17 protein-coding genes and 1 tRNA gene are annotated in these 17,359 nt (G+C 39.9%); 6 read left to right on the forward strand and 12 right to left on the reverse strand.

Translation table 11 applies throughout. From position 1 onward, the window contains the following. Window position 1: 1 nt before the first annotated feature. Window positions 2-550, reverse strand: coding sequence for a DUF2239 family protein (locus tag IEV36_RS09430; RefSeq protein WP_005258754.1), 549 nt, complete (start codon window positions 548-550; stop codon window positions 2-4). Between the two features lie 222 nt (window positions 551-772). On the opposite strand from IEV36_RS09430, the gene IEV36_RS09435 reads away from it, so the two are divergent. Together IEV36_RS09435 and IEV36_RS09440 are read left to right on the forward strand one after the other, a co-directional pair. Continuing rightward, entirely contained in the window at window positions 773-1,288 is a 516-nt protein-coding gene (locus IEV36_RS09435) for a hypothetical protein (protein ID WP_004773643.1), read from the forward strand. A 55-nt stretch (window positions 1,289-1,343) separates the two neighbouring features. Next, window positions 1,344-1,607, forward strand: a complete 264-nt coding sequence (locus IEV36_RS09440) for a ribosomal protein L7/L12 (RefSeq protein ID WP_005258753.1) — start codon at window positions 1,344-1,346, stop codon at window positions 1,605-1,607. Between the two features lie 38 nt (window positions 1,608-1,645). Here the strand turns inward: IEV36_RS09440 and paeA are convergent, their stop codons facing one another. Next, entirely contained in the window at window positions 1,646-2,974 is a 1,329-nt protein-coding gene (gene paeA / locus IEV36_RS09445) for a polyamine export protein PaeA (protein ID WP_004773640.1), read from the reverse strand. A 143-nt stretch (window positions 2,975-3,117) separates the two neighbouring features. Then, entirely contained in the window at window positions 3,118-4,107 is a 990-nt protein-coding gene (locus tag IEV36_RS09450; RefSeq protein WP_004773639.1) for a LysR family transcriptional regulator, read from the reverse strand. Window positions 4,108-4,637: 530 nt separating this feature from the next. Here IEV36_RS09450 and IEV36_RS09455 point away from each other — a divergent pair. Next, entirely contained in the window at window positions 4,638-6,242 is a 1,605-nt protein-coding gene (locus IEV36_RS09455; RefSeq protein WP_005258752.1) for an isocitrate lyase, read from the forward strand. Between the two features lie 302 nt (window positions 6,243-6,544). Here the strand turns inward: IEV36_RS09455 and sodB are convergent, their stop codons facing one another. From sodB to IEV36_RS09470, 3 genes are all read right to left on the reverse strand, one after another. After that, window positions 6,545-7,171 (reverse strand): superoxide dismutase SodB, encoded by a 627-nt coding sequence (sodB, locus tag IEV36_RS09460; protein WP_004670542.1) that lies wholly within the window; start codon window positions 7,169-7,171, stop codon window positions 6,545-6,547. Between the two features lie 227 nt (window positions 7,172-7,398). Continuing rightward, entirely contained in the window at window positions 7,399-8,022 is a 624-nt protein-coding gene (locus tag IEV36_RS09465; RefSeq protein WP_005258750.1) for a superoxide dismutase, read from the reverse strand. 325 nt (window positions 8,023-8,347) lie between these two features. After that, window positions 8,348-9,106 (reverse strand): Nif3-like dinuclear metal center hexameric protein, encoded by a 759-nt coding sequence (locus IEV36_RS09470; protein ID WP_005258749.1) that lies wholly within the window; start codon window positions 9,104-9,106, stop codon window positions 8,348-8,350. 188 nt (window positions 9,107-9,294) lie between these two features. Between IEV36_RS09470 and IEV36_RS09475 the strand changes: the two genes are divergently transcribed. Beyond that, window positions 9,295-10,476 (forward strand): trypsin-like peptidase domain-containing protein, encoded by a 1,182-nt coding sequence (locus IEV36_RS09475; RefSeq protein WP_004773630.1) that lies wholly within the window; start codon window positions 9,295-9,297, stop codon window positions 10,474-10,476. A 329-nt stretch (window positions 10,477-10,805) separates the two neighbouring features. Here the strand turns inward: IEV36_RS09475 and IEV36_RS09480 are convergent, their stop codons facing one another. From IEV36_RS09480 to map, 3 genes are all read right to left on the reverse strand, one after another. Further along, window positions 10,806-12,026, reverse strand: a complete 1,221-nt coding sequence (locus IEV36_RS09480; protein WP_373869382.1) for an MFS transporter — start codon at window positions 12,024-12,026, stop codon at window positions 10,806-10,808. A gap of 155 nt (window positions 12,027-12,181) precedes the next feature. Next, on the reverse strand, window positions 12,182-13,300 hold the full coding sequence (locus IEV36_RS09485) for an OmpW/AlkL family protein (protein ID WP_032863948.1): 1,119 nt from the start codon (window positions 13,298-13,300) through the stop codon (window positions 12,182-12,184). A 204-nt stretch (window positions 13,301-13,504) separates the two neighbouring features. Beyond that, on the reverse strand, window positions 13,505-14,329 hold the full coding sequence (gene map, locus IEV36_RS09490) for a type I methionyl aminopeptidase (RefSeq protein ID WP_004773623.1): 825 nt from the start codon (window positions 14,327-14,329) through the stop codon (window positions 13,505-13,507). 215 nt (window positions 14,330-14,544) lie between these two features. Between map and rpsB the strand changes: the two genes are divergently transcribed. After that, window positions 14,545-15,297: a 30S ribosomal protein S2 gene (rpsB, locus tag IEV36_RS09495; RefSeq protein ID WP_004652723.1), complete on the forward strand. Its 753-nt coding sequence runs from the start codon at window positions 14,545-14,547 to the stop codon at window positions 15,295-15,297. Between the two features lie 138 nt (window positions 15,298-15,435). Further along, window positions 15,436-16,311 carry a translation elongation factor Ts gene (gene tsf / locus IEV36_RS09500; protein WP_004773622.1) on the forward strand — a complete coding sequence of 292 codons (876 nt, stop codon included), beginning with the start codon at window positions 15,436-15,438 and terminating at the stop codon, window positions 16,309-16,311. A 97-nt stretch (window positions 16,312-16,408) separates the two neighbouring features. On the opposite strand, the gene IEV36_RS09505 is transcribed toward tsf, so the two are convergent. The 3 genes from IEV36_RS09505 to IEV36_RS09515 form a co-directional block, all read right to left on the reverse strand. Beyond that, a complete protein-coding gene (locus IEV36_RS09505) occupies window positions 16,409-16,885 on the reverse strand; it encodes a copper resistance protein NlpE (protein ID WP_004773621.1) in 477 nt (158 codons plus the stop codon). A 111-nt stretch (window positions 16,886-16,996) separates the two neighbouring features. Further along, the gene (gene ykgO / locus IEV36_RS09510; RefSeq protein ID WP_005231541.1) at window positions 16,997-17,122 is read right to left on the reverse strand and encodes a type B 50S ribosomal protein L36; all 126 of its coding nucleotides are present in this window, start codon (window positions 17,120-17,122) and stop codon (window positions 16,997-16,999) included. 152 nt (window positions 17,123-17,274) lie between these two features. Continuing rightward, window positions 17,275-17,350 (reverse strand) — tRNA-Gly (locus IEV36_RS09515). Window positions 17,351-17,359: the final 9 nt, after the last annotated feature.

The raw sequence follows: 17,359 nt of genomic DNA on the forward strand, positions 1-17,359 counted from the left end.
TTTAAAAGGCATGCATGGATAATCTACAAATATATTGTTGGGGATCTAAAGGATAGTTTTTAATTAGTTTTAAGAAAACAGCCTGATCACCCTGATACAAAGCACGAGTTGCTTCTTCGTAATTGGGCATGTTGCCTAACATCGCCGACATAAAGCGATCAGTGGCTTGCTTGGCAAGCATGATATTGCTTTCAGATGCTGGATCATTCAACTCCTTATCAATCAGCTTACGAATCACGGCTGATGCACTGGCACTCTGTTGGTCTAACCAGTCCCAATGTTTTTTCTGTAAAGTAATTTCACGAGAGATAACGCCGAGCTTCGGTCGCCCAACTTTCTTTGCTGGCTCAGGCTCGCTATAACGTTGTTGGATTTCTTGTTCAGAACCAGAAAGATCAAGATCAATTTGTCGACCAGTTTGATCATTGAAAATCAAAATATTCTCGGCAGTTTCAGAAAGATGTTTGAGCTTTAATGCAATGTCAGGAAGTTGCGCTTGAGCAATCAGCGTGTGACCTGAAAAAGCAGTATAGGTATTTTGAGTATTCATTTTATTTAAATAGTTTTATACGGGTAAAATAATATTATCAGGGTAAAAGTAAATTGGCAAACAAATTCATCAATCTTCTAAAAGGAACCTAAACTCGTTGAGGTAAATTTTGGAAACCGATATAAAAAATTATGCAGATAGAATGCCAATTTTCATTTTTATTCTGCTTTGATAACGCTTTTATGAGACAATGTTTCTTTATTTATGTGTATAAGGTCTCCCATGATTGAGCAATCTCCTGAATCTTTAAGCGATATCGAAGTTTTAGACATTTTACAGTCTATGAAAAAAGATAAGCTGGATACGGAAGCAAATGAGATTATCCGTAATGGGGGGAAAGCTGGTCGTCAAGAAGCACATAAACAAGCTTTGGTTGCACTGAATACAAGTTTTGAAGACAAGTTCGTTGAAGCTGTGACATTGGCATTGGGCTTGAATTCTGGTCAGGCTAAAAAAATCCGTTATAAAAAAGACCGTATTCGCATTTTAAAAGCGCGTGGAATTGATTATTTAGCCATTGATGGTGCAGAAACTGCACAAGTGCTTGCTCAGGTTGCACAGGCCATTGGCCGTGAAGATGCGACGGTGACCCATGACTTGCACAATATTTTTCCATTTTGGAAAGAAGGCTGGCCAATGGTTCAATTCGACAATGCGTATAAGATTTTAGCAGAAGATATTACCATCCATTATCAAGCGACTTTGGATACATTGTTGGCACAACTCGGCGGAAACTAAGCGGGGATAGTAGCCCGTTCTGCTCATCGTCAAACATAACAAGGATTGTTAGTTTATGAGTTCATTTCCTCGTATTCCACCTGAAGCATTAAATGTGTTACGTGAAGGGCAATTGATTGATGCCATCAAGATTACACGTGAGCAAACAGGATTGGGTTTGAAGGAATCAAAAGATTTAATCGATCAGTATTTGCAAGAACATCCACATGAACAGGCCCATGTGCAGGAGCAGTTGGCGCAGAAAAGTCGTGGTGGAATAAAGGTTGTTGTTTTTATTATTGTGATATTGGCTGTTCTAATCTGGTTTGTAGTGAAATAAATAAAGCCCGTAAATCGGGCTTTATTTTTGTTCTTTGCTTAGTCTTCGGAAGTGGTGAGAGACTCATTTTCCTGACTTGGTAAAACTTGGGTGACAAGTAATTGATCAATTTTATAATGGTCAATATCGACCACTTCAAACTTGAATCCAGCATATTCTACGGCATCCGCAGGACGCGGGATTTTGCGGAGGCGATACATGATAAAGCCAGCAATAGTTTCGTAATTCTCATTTTCAGGAAACTCTTCAATTTCCAGAACATGTTTGACGTCTTCAATTGGTGTACCACCATCAATCAACCAAGAATGATTGTCGCGTTTAATAATCTGCTGTTCTTCATCCATTGGAGTGACCCAGTCTCCCATGACCGTGATCATGATATCACTCAGGGTAATCACGCCAACAACCAAGGCATATTCATTAATGACGACCGCAAATTTCTCTTTGGTTGAACGGAAGCGGTCTAGCAATTCTGACAGGGTTAAGGTATCTGGAATCATTAACACATTACGAATGGTTGATTCATTTAGTTGTGTAAAAGACTGTTTATTGAGAATACGGACCAGAATATCTTTGGCGTCTACATAGCCGATCACCTGATCAATATGTTCATTACAAACTAGAAATTTTGAATAAGGATATTCACCCAGTTTTTGACGAATACTATCTTCAGGTTCTGTCAGGGTGAAAAACACCACATTTTCACGTGTAGTCATACTTGAAGGAACTGTACGTTCTTCGAGTTCAAACACGTTTTCAATAAAATGATGTTCTTGCTTTTGTAAAACCCCAGCTTGTGCACCTGCATCCATGACCGCTGAAATATCATCAAAGGTAATATTGTCGTCACGAATGGTATTGACCTTAAATAAGCGGAATAACAGATTGGCAATCGCATTGATGCCCCATGCCAACGGCTTGCAGATTTTAATAAAAATCTGAATCGGCTCGATCACGCTAATGGCAATTTTTTCTGGCGCAATCATTGCCAGACGTTTTGGCATAAGATCGGCAAATAAAATGAATAGAGAAGTGACCATGGTGAAGGAAAGGGCAAAACCAATCGTCTCTAACCAAGGGCCTGAATAAACCCGTACAATCAGGTCAACGAAGAAAGGTCGGAAGGCTGCTTCACCGAGAATACCACCTAAGATTGCAACAGCATTTAAACCAATTTGCGAGGCTGCGAAGAAGTCAGCGGATTGTTCTTGTAGATCTAAAACTTTTTGTGCGCGGGTTTCGCCAGATTCGGCCAAAATTTTTAATTTAACTTTTCTAGCGCCAGCGAGAGCAATTTCTGTGAGTGATAAAAAGCCTGCTGCTGAAATAAGCAGGGCGATAACAATAATATTTTGGAAGAGACTCACACATCACCTGTGGTGCATATTATTATGAATATGTTGTAACACAAAAAAGAACAGAGGTAACCAAATCATTACCTCGTTATAACAATTTCGCTTAATAAACAAGCATATCCATAGGGAATTAAATATTATTATAGAGCAATATTTTAGTATTGTGAAAACTGTGAGTTATTTAACAGAAATTCACGATTCTCTTCCTCGATCATCTGTCGTGCAACAAACAGGATAAGCTGTCTTAACCAACGATGTGCAGGATGATGATGCAGTAAAGGACACCAAGCCATTTTTAATTCAAATTCAGGAATATAAAATGGAGGATCCTTTATAACCAGTTTCGGATTCTGTGTTTGCAAACGTGCCATACGTGTTGGTAAGGTCGCAATCAAATCTACATTTTGTGCTAACAGCGCTGGCATTTGATAATGACGGGTAAACACTGAAATTTTACGGCGTTGACCAATACGTTCTAAAGCCTGATCAATCCAGCCAAGACCTGCCTGTTTATCCGGATTCACACCGAAGCCCACACCCATTCCTGTTTTTGATACCCAGATATGCTGTGCATCTAAATAGCTTTTCAGGTTTAAGTGAGTCACAGCAGGGTGTTTGTCATTTAAAATACAGCTAAAGCTATCGCGCCAGACCAGAACCTGATGGAAACTTTGTGGAATTTCATTGAAGCGGTTAATGGCGAGATCAACTTTACCTTGCTCCATGTCTCGATAAGACACGTCACTCGGCGTTAAGAAATCCAGTACAACGTTTGGCGCTTCCGAGCGCAATGCCTTGACAAGGCGAGGCACTAGGGTTGCTTCGGCATAATCCGAAGTCATGATACGAAACACGCGAGTACTAGTATAAGGACGGAATTCGGTACGCGGCTCTAAAATCATGGAAAGATCTGACAGCGCATCGCGAATACGAGGTTGTAATTCCAATGCACGTTCAGTAGGCGTCATACCTTCAGAAGAGCGAATCAGTAGGGGATCATTAAATAAGTTACGTAAACGACGTAAAATATTACTCATCGCAGGCTGGGTAACACCGAGTTGCTCTGCGGCGCGTGTGACATTTTTTTCACGAAGAAGTACGTCAAGATAAATTAATAAATTAAGATCGACCCGCTCCAGATTCATAAAAAAAATACCGAAAATAAAATCCTTAAATTGTGTTGAATTATGACATATCTAAAGCCTTTTGTGTAACTTAATCCTACATAAAAGCAACAGCCATAAGGTGTGTCATGGAACTTGGCACATTGAGTTAATTTATTAAATTCAGATCGGTTAATTTTAGCTCAAGTACTTTTTTAGAGCAGGCATAAAACAGGGTGGAAATTTATATCTTTTTACGATTTGAGTGCCTGTTTTTTCGCATTTTTTGAACTGATCAGTCTAGAAAAATGGCCTGAAATAGGCTTTTTACACATTTTAGTGTATTTTGAAAGTTAATTAAAAACAATTGCTTATATTGTATTTTTGAGGGTTTTGATAAAAGCCTATACATACATTTTCTAAGAAAATACCGAAGATTAAGCTAGAATATTGGATAAATCGCTTGCCAAAGACTAAGCTTTGATTCATGTTGATGAGGCGCTTGAAATCTAGACTAAATAAAATCAGGATTTTTAGCCCCCGTTCGATGCCAATCCTCAAAGGAATAGATCATGACTACATATCAAACAGCGATTGATGCAATCCGCGAATTAAAAGCAAAATTTGGCAATACTTGGGCAGATATTAGTCCTGAAGATGCTGCTCGTATGCAACTACAAAACCGTTTCAAAACTGGTTTAGACATTGCTAAATACACAGCTGCGATTATGCGTCGTGATATGGCTGCTTATGATGCCGATTCTAGCAAATATACTCAATCATTAGGTTGCTGGCACGGTTTCATCGCACAACAAAAAATGATTGCGAACAAAAAATACTTCGGTACAACTGAACGTCGCTATATCTACCTTTCTGGTTGGATGGTTGCTGCACTTCGTTCAGAATTTGGTCCACTTCCAGACCAATCAATGCATGAAAAAACATCTGTTCCTGCTTTGATCGAAGAAATCTACACTTTCTTACGTCAAGCTGATGCAAAAGAATTAAACGATTTATTCCGTGCACTTAAAAAAGCACAAGAAGCAGGCGATACTGCTAAAGCAGCTGAAATCACTGCTCAAATCGACAACTTTGAAACTCACGTTGTGCCAATTATTGCTGACATCGACGCTGGTTTCGGTAACGAAGAAGCGACTTACTTACTTGCTAAGAAAATGATCGAAGCTGGTGCATGTGCACTTCAAATCGAAAACCAAGTATCTGACGCAAAACAATGTGGTCACCAAGCTGGTAAAGTAACTGTTCCACACGAAGACTTCATCGCTAAAATCCATGCATTACGTTATGCATTCTTAGAAATGGGTCTTGATGACGGTATCATCGTTGCACGTACTGACTCTGAAGGCGCTGACTTGACTCAAAAAATCCCAGTGGTTAAAGAGCCAGGCGACATCGCTTCTCAATATATCAGCTACTTAGACACAACTGAAATTGACATCGCTGATGCTCAAGAAGATGAAATCCTGATCAAGCGTGATGGTAAATTACATCGTCCTAAGCGTTTAGCTTCTGGCTTATATCAGTTCCGTCCTGACACTCAAATTGACCGTGTTGTACTTGACTGTGTATCTAGCCTTCAAAATGGTGCTGATCTTCTTTGGATCGAAACTGCGACTCCAAACGTAGAAGAAATCGCTCACATGGTTAACCGTGTACGTGAAACAGTTCCAAATGCGAAGCTTGTTTATAACAACAGCCCATCATTCAACTGGACTTTAAACTTCCGTCAACAAGCGTACGATCGTTGGGTTGCTGAAGGTAAAGACGTTTCTGCATACGACCGCGCTAAATTAATGAGCGCTGAGTATGATGCTACTGAATTAGCTGCTGATGCAGACGCTAAGATCCGTACATTCCAAGCAGATGCTGCTCGTGAAGCGGGTGTGTTCCATCACTTGATCACACTTCCGACTTACCACACTGCTGCTCTTTCTACTCATGAGCTTGCACAAGGTTACTTCGGTTCTGAAGGTATGTTGGCTTATGTTGCTGGCGTACAACGTAAAGAAATCCGTGGCGGTATCGCTTGCGTTAAACACCAAGCAATGGCGGGTTCTGACATCGGTGATGATCACAAAGAAATCTTCTCTGGTGACAACGCACTTAAAGCACATGATGATGCTAAAAACACAATGAACCAATTCGCTGCTCACTAAGCACTGAACTGATTCAAAAAAGACCCTGCGAAAGCAGGGTTTTTTATTGTTTAAAGGTTTAAAGAATGCATGGCTCAAAATAAATCTTTGATTTAGGAAAGGTGAGAAACAGTTTTTAATGATTATAAATGAGCAGAAGTATCGTATTTAAAAGCTTAATAAAAGTAGGTGAGCGAGCATATTTGCTTATCTACCAGAGGAATGGGTGCTAAAAGAATGATAGAAAGGAGTGAACTGTTGAAAAATATAAATATAAAAAAACTGCTCATCAAGAGCAGTTTTTTTATTGAAGAAATAAAAACTTATTTCTCAACACCTGCTGGTTGACCTGCAAGTTTAGCATTTGCATAGTCCCAGTTTACTAAGCTTTCTAAGAAAGTCGCGATGTATTTTGGACGTAAGTTACGGAAGTCGATGTAGTAAGCATGTTCCCAAACGTCGATTGTCAATACAGCGATTTGACCGTGAGCAAGTGGGGTGTCTGCATTGGCAGTTTTAGTAATAGATAATTTACCGTTTACTTCGTCAGCAACTAACCAAGCCCAACCTGAACCGAATTGAGTTGTTGCAGCAGCAGTGAATTCTTCTGCAAATTTTTCGTAGCTACCAAAAGCTTCTTCGATTTTCGCTGCAATCGCACCTGTAGGTTTACCACCACCGTTTGGCTTCATGCTGTTCCAGTAGAACGTGTGGTTCCATACTTGAGCAGCGTTGTTGAAGATACCTGCTTTAGATGCATCACCAGCAGAAGCTTTGATGATTTCTTCTAAAGTTTTACCTTCAAGGTCAGTACCTTTGATTAAGTTGTTTAAGTTAACAACATAAGTATTGTGGTGTTTGTCGTGATGGTATTCTAAAGTTTCGCGAGTGATATGTGGCGCTAGATCATCATAGCCATATGGAAGTGCAGGTAAAGTAATGGTTGTCATGTTTCATTCCTTGCAAATTTGCTGGGTTTTACATTAAGTGCTTTTATTGTAAATGATTCTGCATGCAATAGGGCAGTCTTTTAATACACAAAATATGCAAAAAATTTCCATCTGAGACATATACCATACACAAGATAGAATTAGAGCCAATGGATCTTTAAGTTTATTTTTTTGATGACTCTAATCTACCTTGATCAAGAATAAATTTTTAACTTTATTATTTAAAATCAATTTTTTATTGCTTTTAATGCCTCATGGTAGCGGCGATTGACCTCATCCCAATCTACGACGTTATAAAACGCAGCAATATATTCAGGGCGACGGTTTTGATATTTTAGGTAATAGGCATGTTCCCATACGTCCAGTCCTAAAATAGGGGTATGACCATGCATTAGTGGAGAGTCCTGATTGGCGCTGCTTTCTACTACAATTTTACCTACAGGTGTCACACTCAACCACGCCCAACCACTTCCGAAACGGCTAATCGCTGCTTTGGTAAAAGCATCCTTGAATGCATCAAAGCCACCGAGTTGCTGATCAATCGCTTCAGCAATATCACCTGTAGGCGCTCCGCCACCTTGTGGGCTCATGACCGTCCAGAACAGTGAGTGATTGGCATGTCCACCAGCATTATTGATGACCATGTTTTTAAGCTCAGCAGGAACTTCATTGACTTTAGCAACCAGTTCTTCCACTGAAAGTTTTTCCCATTCTGTGCCTTCAATTGCGCCATTAATATTATTGATATAGGTCTGATGGTGTTTACTATGATGAATTTCCATTGTCTTGGTATCAATATTGGGCTCGAGTGCATCATAAGCATAAGGAAGGGCAGGTAAAGAATAGGCCATGTGTTTGATTCCTTTTGTAATCAATGTAGTTTTATAACGATGGATTAAAGCGCTTTTATTATTTGTTTAAATGCAAATGATAATCAATACATTTATTAGCTACTTTTTTATAGGTGAAAATGAATTAAAAATAAATTTTATTTATAGGTTGGATGGGGGTATGAGTAAATGGTCTAAAGCACGTACTTATTTACGCTTTAAAATCTGGCTGTAGGATGTATAGGGATTTGTGATCAGCAGATAATTGATCTGCATGGTACTTGAGGATTGGCGAAATGCAATTGAGTGAAAAGAGTCTCACTCAATTGCGTAAACTTGAGAAAGTTTAGATCGGATTGTTGAGTTCAAAATACTCAGATTCAATGGCAAACTGCGTTGCAATTGCTTGTGCTAAACGCTGAACACCATAACGTTCAGTCGCATGATGACCACAAGCAAAATAGTGAACACCTAACTCTTTGGCTTCATAGAAAGTACGTTCACTGACTTCACCAGAAATATAGGCATCGCAATTTTCTTGTGCTGCCTTGCCAATAAAATCCTGAGCTGCACCTGTGCAAAAGCCTACTTTTTGGATCGTCGTTTTATCAGTTGGCAGATGAATAATGTCAAAATCAAAAATAGCCTGTAATTTTGCCTTGAATTGCTCGGGACTCAATGCATTATCTAGATAAGCAATATTGCCAATTGGATGTTTTTCCGATGTATCCAGTGCTTCAAGATTTTGCAAACCGATTAAATCAGCAATCGCTGCGTTATTGCCCAAGCTTGGATGCGCGTCTAAAGGCAGATGATAGGCAATCAAAGAAATATTATTTTGAATCAGTTTTTTGATACGATTGCCACGCATGCCTGTAATCGGGTAGGGTTCGCCTTTCCAGAAATAGCCGTGATGAACCAGTAAGGCATCCGCCTGCTGAGCAATGGCTGCATCAATTGCATCTTCAGAAGCGGTCACAGCACATAAAATTTTATTGACCTCGGCTTTGCCTTCAATTTGTAAGCCATTTGGTGCATAGTCTTTAAACTCATTTGCTTTTAAAGTTTGATTACACCAGTGCACAATATCATGCAAATTTGCCATGCGATTCCTCAAATGATTAACAGCTTTTATAGACGTCAATAAAAACATATTTTTAAATGTAACTAAAGCTAGACAAAACTTTTTTAACTTTTGCATTGATTTTAAGCAATTTACTTTACAATAGTGGAAACTTCCAGTTCTTCAATAAATTACGTTCATAACATAATTTCGCCTAGAGGATAATAGACGTGCGCCGTGCATTTACATGGTTACCTTGGGTATTACTCATTCTTGTTATATTTAGTTTTCTGGCTTGGCAGAAATCACATCAACCGAAACCGACTGTCGCGGCTGATGGGGTAAAAATGCCAGCAGAGAAGGTTGAGCCTCTCATTGATACATCACGTGCAGGTGGGGTGGTTTCCTATAGTGCTGCGGTCAAAGTGGCTGCGCCTGCCGTGGTGAATATTTTTACCACGCAGAAAGTAAAACAGATGAATCATCCATTATTGAATGATCCTGTATTTCGCGAGTTCTTTGGCAATCAAGTGCCGCAACAGCCTCAAAATGAAAACAGTTTGGGTTCTGGGGTGATTGTACGTGCAGATGGTTATATCCTCACAAATAATCACGTGATTGCTCAGGCTGAACATATTGTGGTGGCGCTGCATGATGGTCGTCGTGCTGAAGCGAAAGTGATTGGTACAGATCCTGATACGGATTTGGCTGTGATCAAGATCGAGTTAGATAAATTGCCAGTTTTACCGTTCAAATTGAGTGGTAACGAAGTGGGTGATGTAGTGCTCGCGATTGGTAATCCATTTGGTGTTGGTCAAACCGTAACTCAAGGGATCATCTCAGCGACGGGCCGTTCTGACTTGGGGATCAATACCTATGAAGACTTTATCCAAACCGATGCTGCAATTAACCCGGGTAACTCTGGCGGTGCATTGATTGATGTGGCAGGGAATCTGATTGGTGTTAATACAGCGATCTTCTCTCAGTCTGGAGGTTCATTGGGGATTGGTTTTGCGATTCCTGCGAAGGTTTGTCAACAAGTTCTTAATTCAATTCTGAAAGATGGTCGTGTAGTGCGTGGCTGGTTAGGCATTAGTTTAATTCCAAATAATCTTGATGAAGATGTCTTGGCTGCTAAACCGATTGGTGTCACGGTTGCTGATGTATTGCGTGAAGGGCCATCAGACGTAGCTGGAATTAAACGTGGTGACAAGATTATTCAAGTCAATAACGAGCAGATTTCTTCCGCTTCACATTTAATCAACTATGTGGCTTTGCAAGACCCAGGAAGTTTGATCGATGTGGTTGTCGAACGTGAAGGGAAGCAGCAAACCTTACAGGTGAAAGTAGGTGAGCGTAAAGTCCAGCAAAATGCACAATCTCAATATATTCCGTTGCCGAAACATCAGTAATAAAATTGATGGTTTCTATCCAATCAGGGTCGCTTAATGCGGCCCTTTTTGTAGGCGCAATAAAAAAGCTTGCTGACGATGAGGTCAGCAAGCTTTTTGCGTTTTGTAGGTTTTTTATTTTTCATTAAACCATTCAATTTTTATCTTTTTATGACAACTTTTTGATCATTAGATGACAAGTGTAAAACACTGACATACTTGTTTAGTGTGCACAGAAGGCTTGATTGAAATATTCAAACAGATCAGGTGTTTGAAACCAGATCAAGATTGAAAAACTGATTAAACAAAGCACAGATCCAATCAGTAAAATTTTAAAATTTCGTTCAATATTAGTCATGAATAACAGCCTCTTCATTTACGAAAAGATGAATCACCACACCAAAAGCACTTAAAAGCAAACAGGCAAGCCAGATCATATTGTAGTTGCCTGCGAGATCGTGATTAACTCCACCTAACCAGCCACCAAAGAATGAGCCGATTTGATGGGTAAAAAACACAATGCCGCTCAACATTGATAAGTATTTTACTCCAAACATATTGGCAACAATACCATTGGTTAATGGCACGGTTGAGAGCCATAACAATCCCATGATGATCCCAAAGCTATAAACGGTAAATATACTGAGTGGTAATAACAGGAAGGCAATGATTGCGATACCACGTAGCCCATACAGTAACATCAGCAGTTTAGGTTTTGAATAACGATCACCTAACCAGCCAGCTCCATAGGTCCCAACAATATTAAATAGACCCACCAGTGCCAAGAATATAGTGCCTGTGGTGGCATCAAAGCCATGGTCGATCAAATAACCCGGTAAATGCACACCTAGAAATACCACTTGGAAACCACAAACCAGAAAACCTAAGGATAACCACCAAAAAGGTTTGTGCTTGCTGGCAATTTCTAAAACCTGTTTAAAGCCGAGACTGGGTTGATTCAGTGCTTTCGGTGCTGTTGAAGTAGGGGATTTTAATAACCATGCCAAAGGAACAATGAATGCAATCGCGAATGCACTGACGAGGAGTGCGGAGGACCAGCCAATGCTTTTAAGTAGCAGCAAGGTTGATGGCAACATGATAAATTGACCGAATGACCCTGCCGCACTGGCAATCCCCATCACCATACTGCGTTTTTCTGGCGGGGCCGCACGACCTACGGCTGAAAGCAGCACGGTAAATGATGTTGCCGATAAGGCTAATCCAATCACAAGTCCCAAACTGAGATTAAGCAATAATCCTGTCGAGCTAAATGCCATCATGATCAGGCCGATGGCATAGAGTAAACCACCTGCTGCAACCACTTTCTTGGTGCCATATTTATCTGCAATTGCGCCTGTGAAGGGCTGTGCTGCACCCCAAATCAGATTTTGTAAGGCGATGGCAAAACTAAAAATATGATGTCCCCAGCCAAATGCATCACTCATTGGGACAAGGTACAAGCCAAAGCCATGACGTACGCCGAGAGAAAGTGCAAGGATTAGTGCACTTCCGATCAACATATAAATCAACTGTTTCGAAAATTGTTGGTTTGACATTGTTGTTATGATCATAGAATAAGTGAAAAGTATTTTAAAATACTTCTGTTTATATTTCGATTCTAAAAAGCGATTAGAGTTCTATTCGTTGGAACAACTTGTTTCCCATTAAAAAATGTCAGGAAATAAAAAAGCAGCTGGGATTGCTGCTTTTTTATGAGTTAAAACGCTTAGAAACGATAGCCGACACCGACATAGGTGATTAATGGGTCGATATCAATTTTGGTATTGGCGCGGATCAACTCTTTGCCTGTATTACGATCAGTCACAGAGATTTTTGCTTCATTATTCATTTTTGAATAAGACACAGAACCAACGGCAAACCAGTTTGGATTAAAGTCATAAGTTGCGCCTATAGTCATAATCGGAGCAAAGGTATCTGTTGCTTTGAGTTTCACGACTGGGTCAGCGGAAGAGGTTTTTCCATCTAAGGCTGCACCTGCTTTTCCATCATGAATGTTTTGAATCATATGACCAGCTTTGATTAAATCTGACTCAATCCCTGAGTTGATTTTTAAATCATTGAAATAAGCATACATCACGCCAGCACCAACATAGGGGCGGAATTTATTAATGCCTGATTTGCCAAATTGATAATGTAGTTCTACAGCAGGTAACCATGCACGTGCAGTGGCTGCTTTACTGCCTTGAGTCAGGTCAGTAATAAAAATATCTTGTTTTAAAGGGATATCTGCGCCTATTTGTCCAATTACCCCTCCAATGATTCCACCTAGTGATGAACCATCATCAAGAGGGGTTGCTTTTCCTGAAAGTGGTGCGTAGATATTTCCTTTACCTTTAATGTCAACTTTAGGGGGTATCCCTGCTTTAATTTCTAAAGAAAGGTTATCTGTAAAATGATAGTTGGCCATAATACCAACAGTGTCTACGTCATCTGCTTCTAAACCTGTTCCCTGACTTTGCCAATTTGACAAACCATTAATTTGGGCTGTACCAGCCAGAGCTGCAGGTAAGGTATCTGTAAACTTATCTAGACCACTAATCGTTGTATGCCAAAATTTTCCATTTGGTTTACTTTGATCAATAGCATTAAGCACAGAGGTCGTTGAAACATCCCCAACTTTTGATTCAGTACCTTCAGCAACACTGGTATTAATATTAACTGGATTTGCTGATCCTTGTGGCATGGCGTGCAGCCAACCAGCGGAAACCGAAAAACGCTTAAACCCATCACCATCTTTTAAACTAAAATAAGGTGAGTTTGCGAAAGTAATTGTTGGTAGGGCACATAAGCCTGTAAGCAGGCAAGCAAATGACTTCTTCATCATCTCGGGACTCCATGTCCTAAAGTTTGTAAGGATTTTTCTTGCGCCCACCATAACTCTTTTTTAAATCTGCTTTGTTTAGTTAAAATAAATAATTGTTATGCTTGTGAAATTTTTTGTTTAATTTAAATAAATTAATGAAGGAATTATGAAGACATAAAAAAAGCTACCAAAGTAGCTTTTTTTGAAAAAATTAAACAAAATAAATTACATAAAACGAGACAAGTCTTCTTCAGGACGTGCAGTTAAAACTTCGATGCCTGTTTTTGTTACCAAAATCGTATGTTCGTATTGAGCAGATAATTTGTGATCTTTAGTGACAACTGTCCATTTATCGCCTAAAAGCTTGGTTTGCCAAACACCTGCGTTAACCATTGGTTCAATTGTAAAGGTCATACCTGCTTCTAGACGCATACCTGTACCTTTTTGCCCATAATGCAAAACTTGTGGTTCATCATGGAAGACATTGCCGATACCATGACCGCAATATTCTCGTACGACACTGAAACGCTCAGATTCAACATATTGTTGAATCGCATAACCAACATCACCCAAGTATGAGCCGTCTTTTACAGTTGCCATACCGCGATACATCGCTTCTTGAGCGACTGAACACAAACGGTTTGCAAGAATAGAGGTTTCACCACCTACGATATACATCATGTTGGTGTCACCGTGATAACCATCTTTAATGACTGTTACATCAATATTAAGAATATCGCCGTTCTTTAAGATTTTATTTTCAGAAGGAATACCATGACAAACCACATGGTTGACCGAGGTACAAATAGAATGCTGGAAAGCAGGACGACCTGGCGCTGCGCCGTAACCTACACAAGCAGGAATTGCTTGTTGAACATTTTCAATGTGATTGCGACAGATTGTATCGAGTTCTAGTGTGCTCACACCCGCTTTAATATGCGGTTTAATCATGTCTAGAACTTCAGCCGCCAATTTGCCAGCAACACGCATCTTTTCAATTTCTTCAGGTGTTTTGATTAATCGACGAGGGGCTGTATAAGTTGTATTCATGATCTCTAAAAACTTTTGGTAATTTGCAAGCGTCTATGGTATAAATAGCCGCCTATTTTATCAAATGCTTTTCGTGAATATATTTTACGAAATTATCTGATAATAATAGTCGTAAAAAAAATCCGCACATATATCGACACATTACTCTGGGTGCCTAGCAATAGGTGGAGAATGCGGATATATGGAGGCCTAACCCAAACTTTAAGGTAAAGAAAATGGCAGATTACAACGTAAGCATGCGCGACCTTCTTCAAGCAGGCGCACACTTTGGTCACCAAACTCGTTTCTGGAACCCAAAAATGCGTCAATACATTTTTGGCGCGCGTAACAAAATTCACATCATTAACCTTGAGCACACTGTTCCTGCGTTAAATGATGCTTTGAACTTCGTTAACAACCTAGCGAGCAAAAAGAACAAAGTATTATTCGTTGGTACAAAACGAGCTGCTTCTAACATCATCCGTGAACAAGCTCAACGCGCTGGTCAACCATATGTAGATCACCGTTGGTTAGGTGGTATGTTGACGAACTGGAAAACACTTCGCCAATCTATCAACCGTTTAAAAGATCTTCAAACTCAATCTCAAGACGGTACTTTTGCTAAGCTTACTAAACGTGAAGCTTTAGAGCGTACTCGTGAGATGGAAAAACTTGAACGTGCTTTAGGCGGCGTTAAAAACATGGGTGGTTTACCTGACGCATTATTTGTAATCGACGTTGATCACGAAGCGATTGCAATCAAAGAAGCGAAAAACTTAGGTATTCCTGTAATCGGTATCGTTGATACAAACTCTAACCCAGACAACGTTGATTACGTTATTCCGGGTAACGACGATGCGATCCGTGCAGTAACTTTGTATGCTTCTGCTATGGCTGATGCGATTCTTGCTGGTAAAGAATATGCTCAATCACAAGCAAATGCACAAGCAAAAGGCGACGACGCTGCTAAAGACGCTTCTGAGGCTTAATGCGTTTTGACGCAAGCTTGTCATTTTTGCGACATGTAATGGTGGCAGATTAAAGCGTCGAGATTGCAAACGGCCCAGAGATTCTTTGGGCCGTTTTTGTTGAACAGATTTATTTTCTACCGATTTTAGGAGATCAACATGACTGCAGTTACTGCGAGCATGGTAAAAGAATTACGTGACCGTACTGGTCTTGCAATGATGGAATGCAAAAAAGCATTAACAGAAGCAGACGGTGACATCGAACTTGCGATTGATAACCTTCGTAAATCAGGTCAAGCAAAAGCTGCTAAAAAAGCAGGTAACATTGCTGCTGATGGTGCGATCACTATCATCCAAAACGGTAACAAAGCAATCCTTGTTGAAGTTAACTGTCAAACTGACTTCGTTGCTAAAGACGAAAACTTCAAAAACTTCTCTGATAAAGTTGCAACTGCTGCACTTGCTGCAAATGAAACTGATGCTGCGAAAATTGCTGAACTTAAGCTTGAAGACGGTGCGACTGTAGAAGAAGCTCGTGTTGCGCTTGTTCAAAAAATCGGTGAAAACATTCAAGTTCGTCGCGCTCAAATCGTTGAAGGCGAAAACTTGGCTATTTACAAGCACGGTTTAAAAATCGGTGTTGTTGTTTCTTACACAGGTGATGCTGACACTGGTAAAGGTATTGCAATGCACGTTGCTGCGTTCAACCCAGTTGCAGTAAATGCAGAAGCTGTTCCAGCTGACTTGATCGCTAAAGAGAAAGAAATTGCTGAAGCGAAAGCGTTAGAATCTGGTAAGCCAGCGAACATCGTTGAGAAAATGGTAACTGGTTCAGTTGAAAAATACTTGAACGAAGTTGCTCTTGATCGTCAAATGTATGTTATCGACAACGACAAGAAAGTTGCTGACGTATTGAAAGCGACTGGTACTGTTGTAGCTCAATTCGTTCGTTTCGAAGTGGGTGAAGGTATTGAGAAGAAAGCTGAAATGAGCTTTGCAGAAGAAGTTGCTGCTGCTCAAGCTGCTGCGAAGTAATTCGTATCTTCTAAAAAAACCCAGTCATTTTGACTGGGTTTTTTATTGCTTACTAAAAAGCCCACTTCGTAAATGGGCTTTTTTAATTATTTAAGGCTTAGTCAGCTTCTTTTTTAAGCTCGTATTTGCTTGCCAATTCACCTGTAATTTCTTTACCTTCTGTATCTAAAGCTTTTAGATAACCTTCAGCAACGAAATATTTACGGCCATCACCAGCTTTATCCAATGTAATTACTGATGTGTTTGTAGTATCAAAGGCGAAGCTACCTTTACTTTCGAATGCTTTACCGTCGCCTTTACCTAAATATTTTTCTTTTAACTCAAAGGTCTTGTCTTGATTCAGTTCAAGTTCAGTCTCAATGCCTTCACAGTCAGCGCATGGTAGTACGCCTTTGTAGGTACCATTCCAGTCCAGAGAGTTTTCTGCTGTATGCGCGCTATCAACAGCTTCATGCGTTGTTTCTGTTGTAGTCGCTGCTGGTGGAGTTTGCTCGTCAGTTTTTGGTGTTTCAGCCTTGTTACATGCCACAAGGAAAATAGACGCTAGAGAAATGGCAATAATTGATTTTTTCATCTTGGATATAACCTTATTCGAAAGTATTAATATCCAAGTTATTAGATTTTAAAAAGAAATGGAAGTAAGGGAATGTAAGGGTTGTTTAACCTTTGGTAAAGCAAGACAAGTTTAACCTTGTCTTGCCTTGAAGCGGGGATTTGATTTGCAGATGACAAATAGCTTGCCGCGACGTTTCACAATCTGACAATCAGCACTACGGCGTTTGGCGCTTTTAAGGGATGAGCACACTTTCATTTTTGATTCTCCGAATTTAATGTAATGTTATAATATTACATTAAAGTAGGTGTGTAAAGTTTGTCATCCTTGATGTGTGAGAGGGGATTGTGAAAGATATAAGTATCAGAAATAAAAAAGCCCTTATCTTTCGATAAGGGCTTTTTTGAATTTGGAGCGGGAAACGAGACTCGAACTCGCGACCCCAACCTTGGCAAGGTTATGCTCTACCAACTGAGCTATTCCCGCAATAGGACG

The organism is Acinetobacter vivianii, from assembly GCF_014635885.1.
Lineage (GTDB): Bacteria > Pseudomonadota > Gammaproteobacteria > Pseudomonadales > Moraxellaceae > Acinetobacter > Acinetobacter vivianii.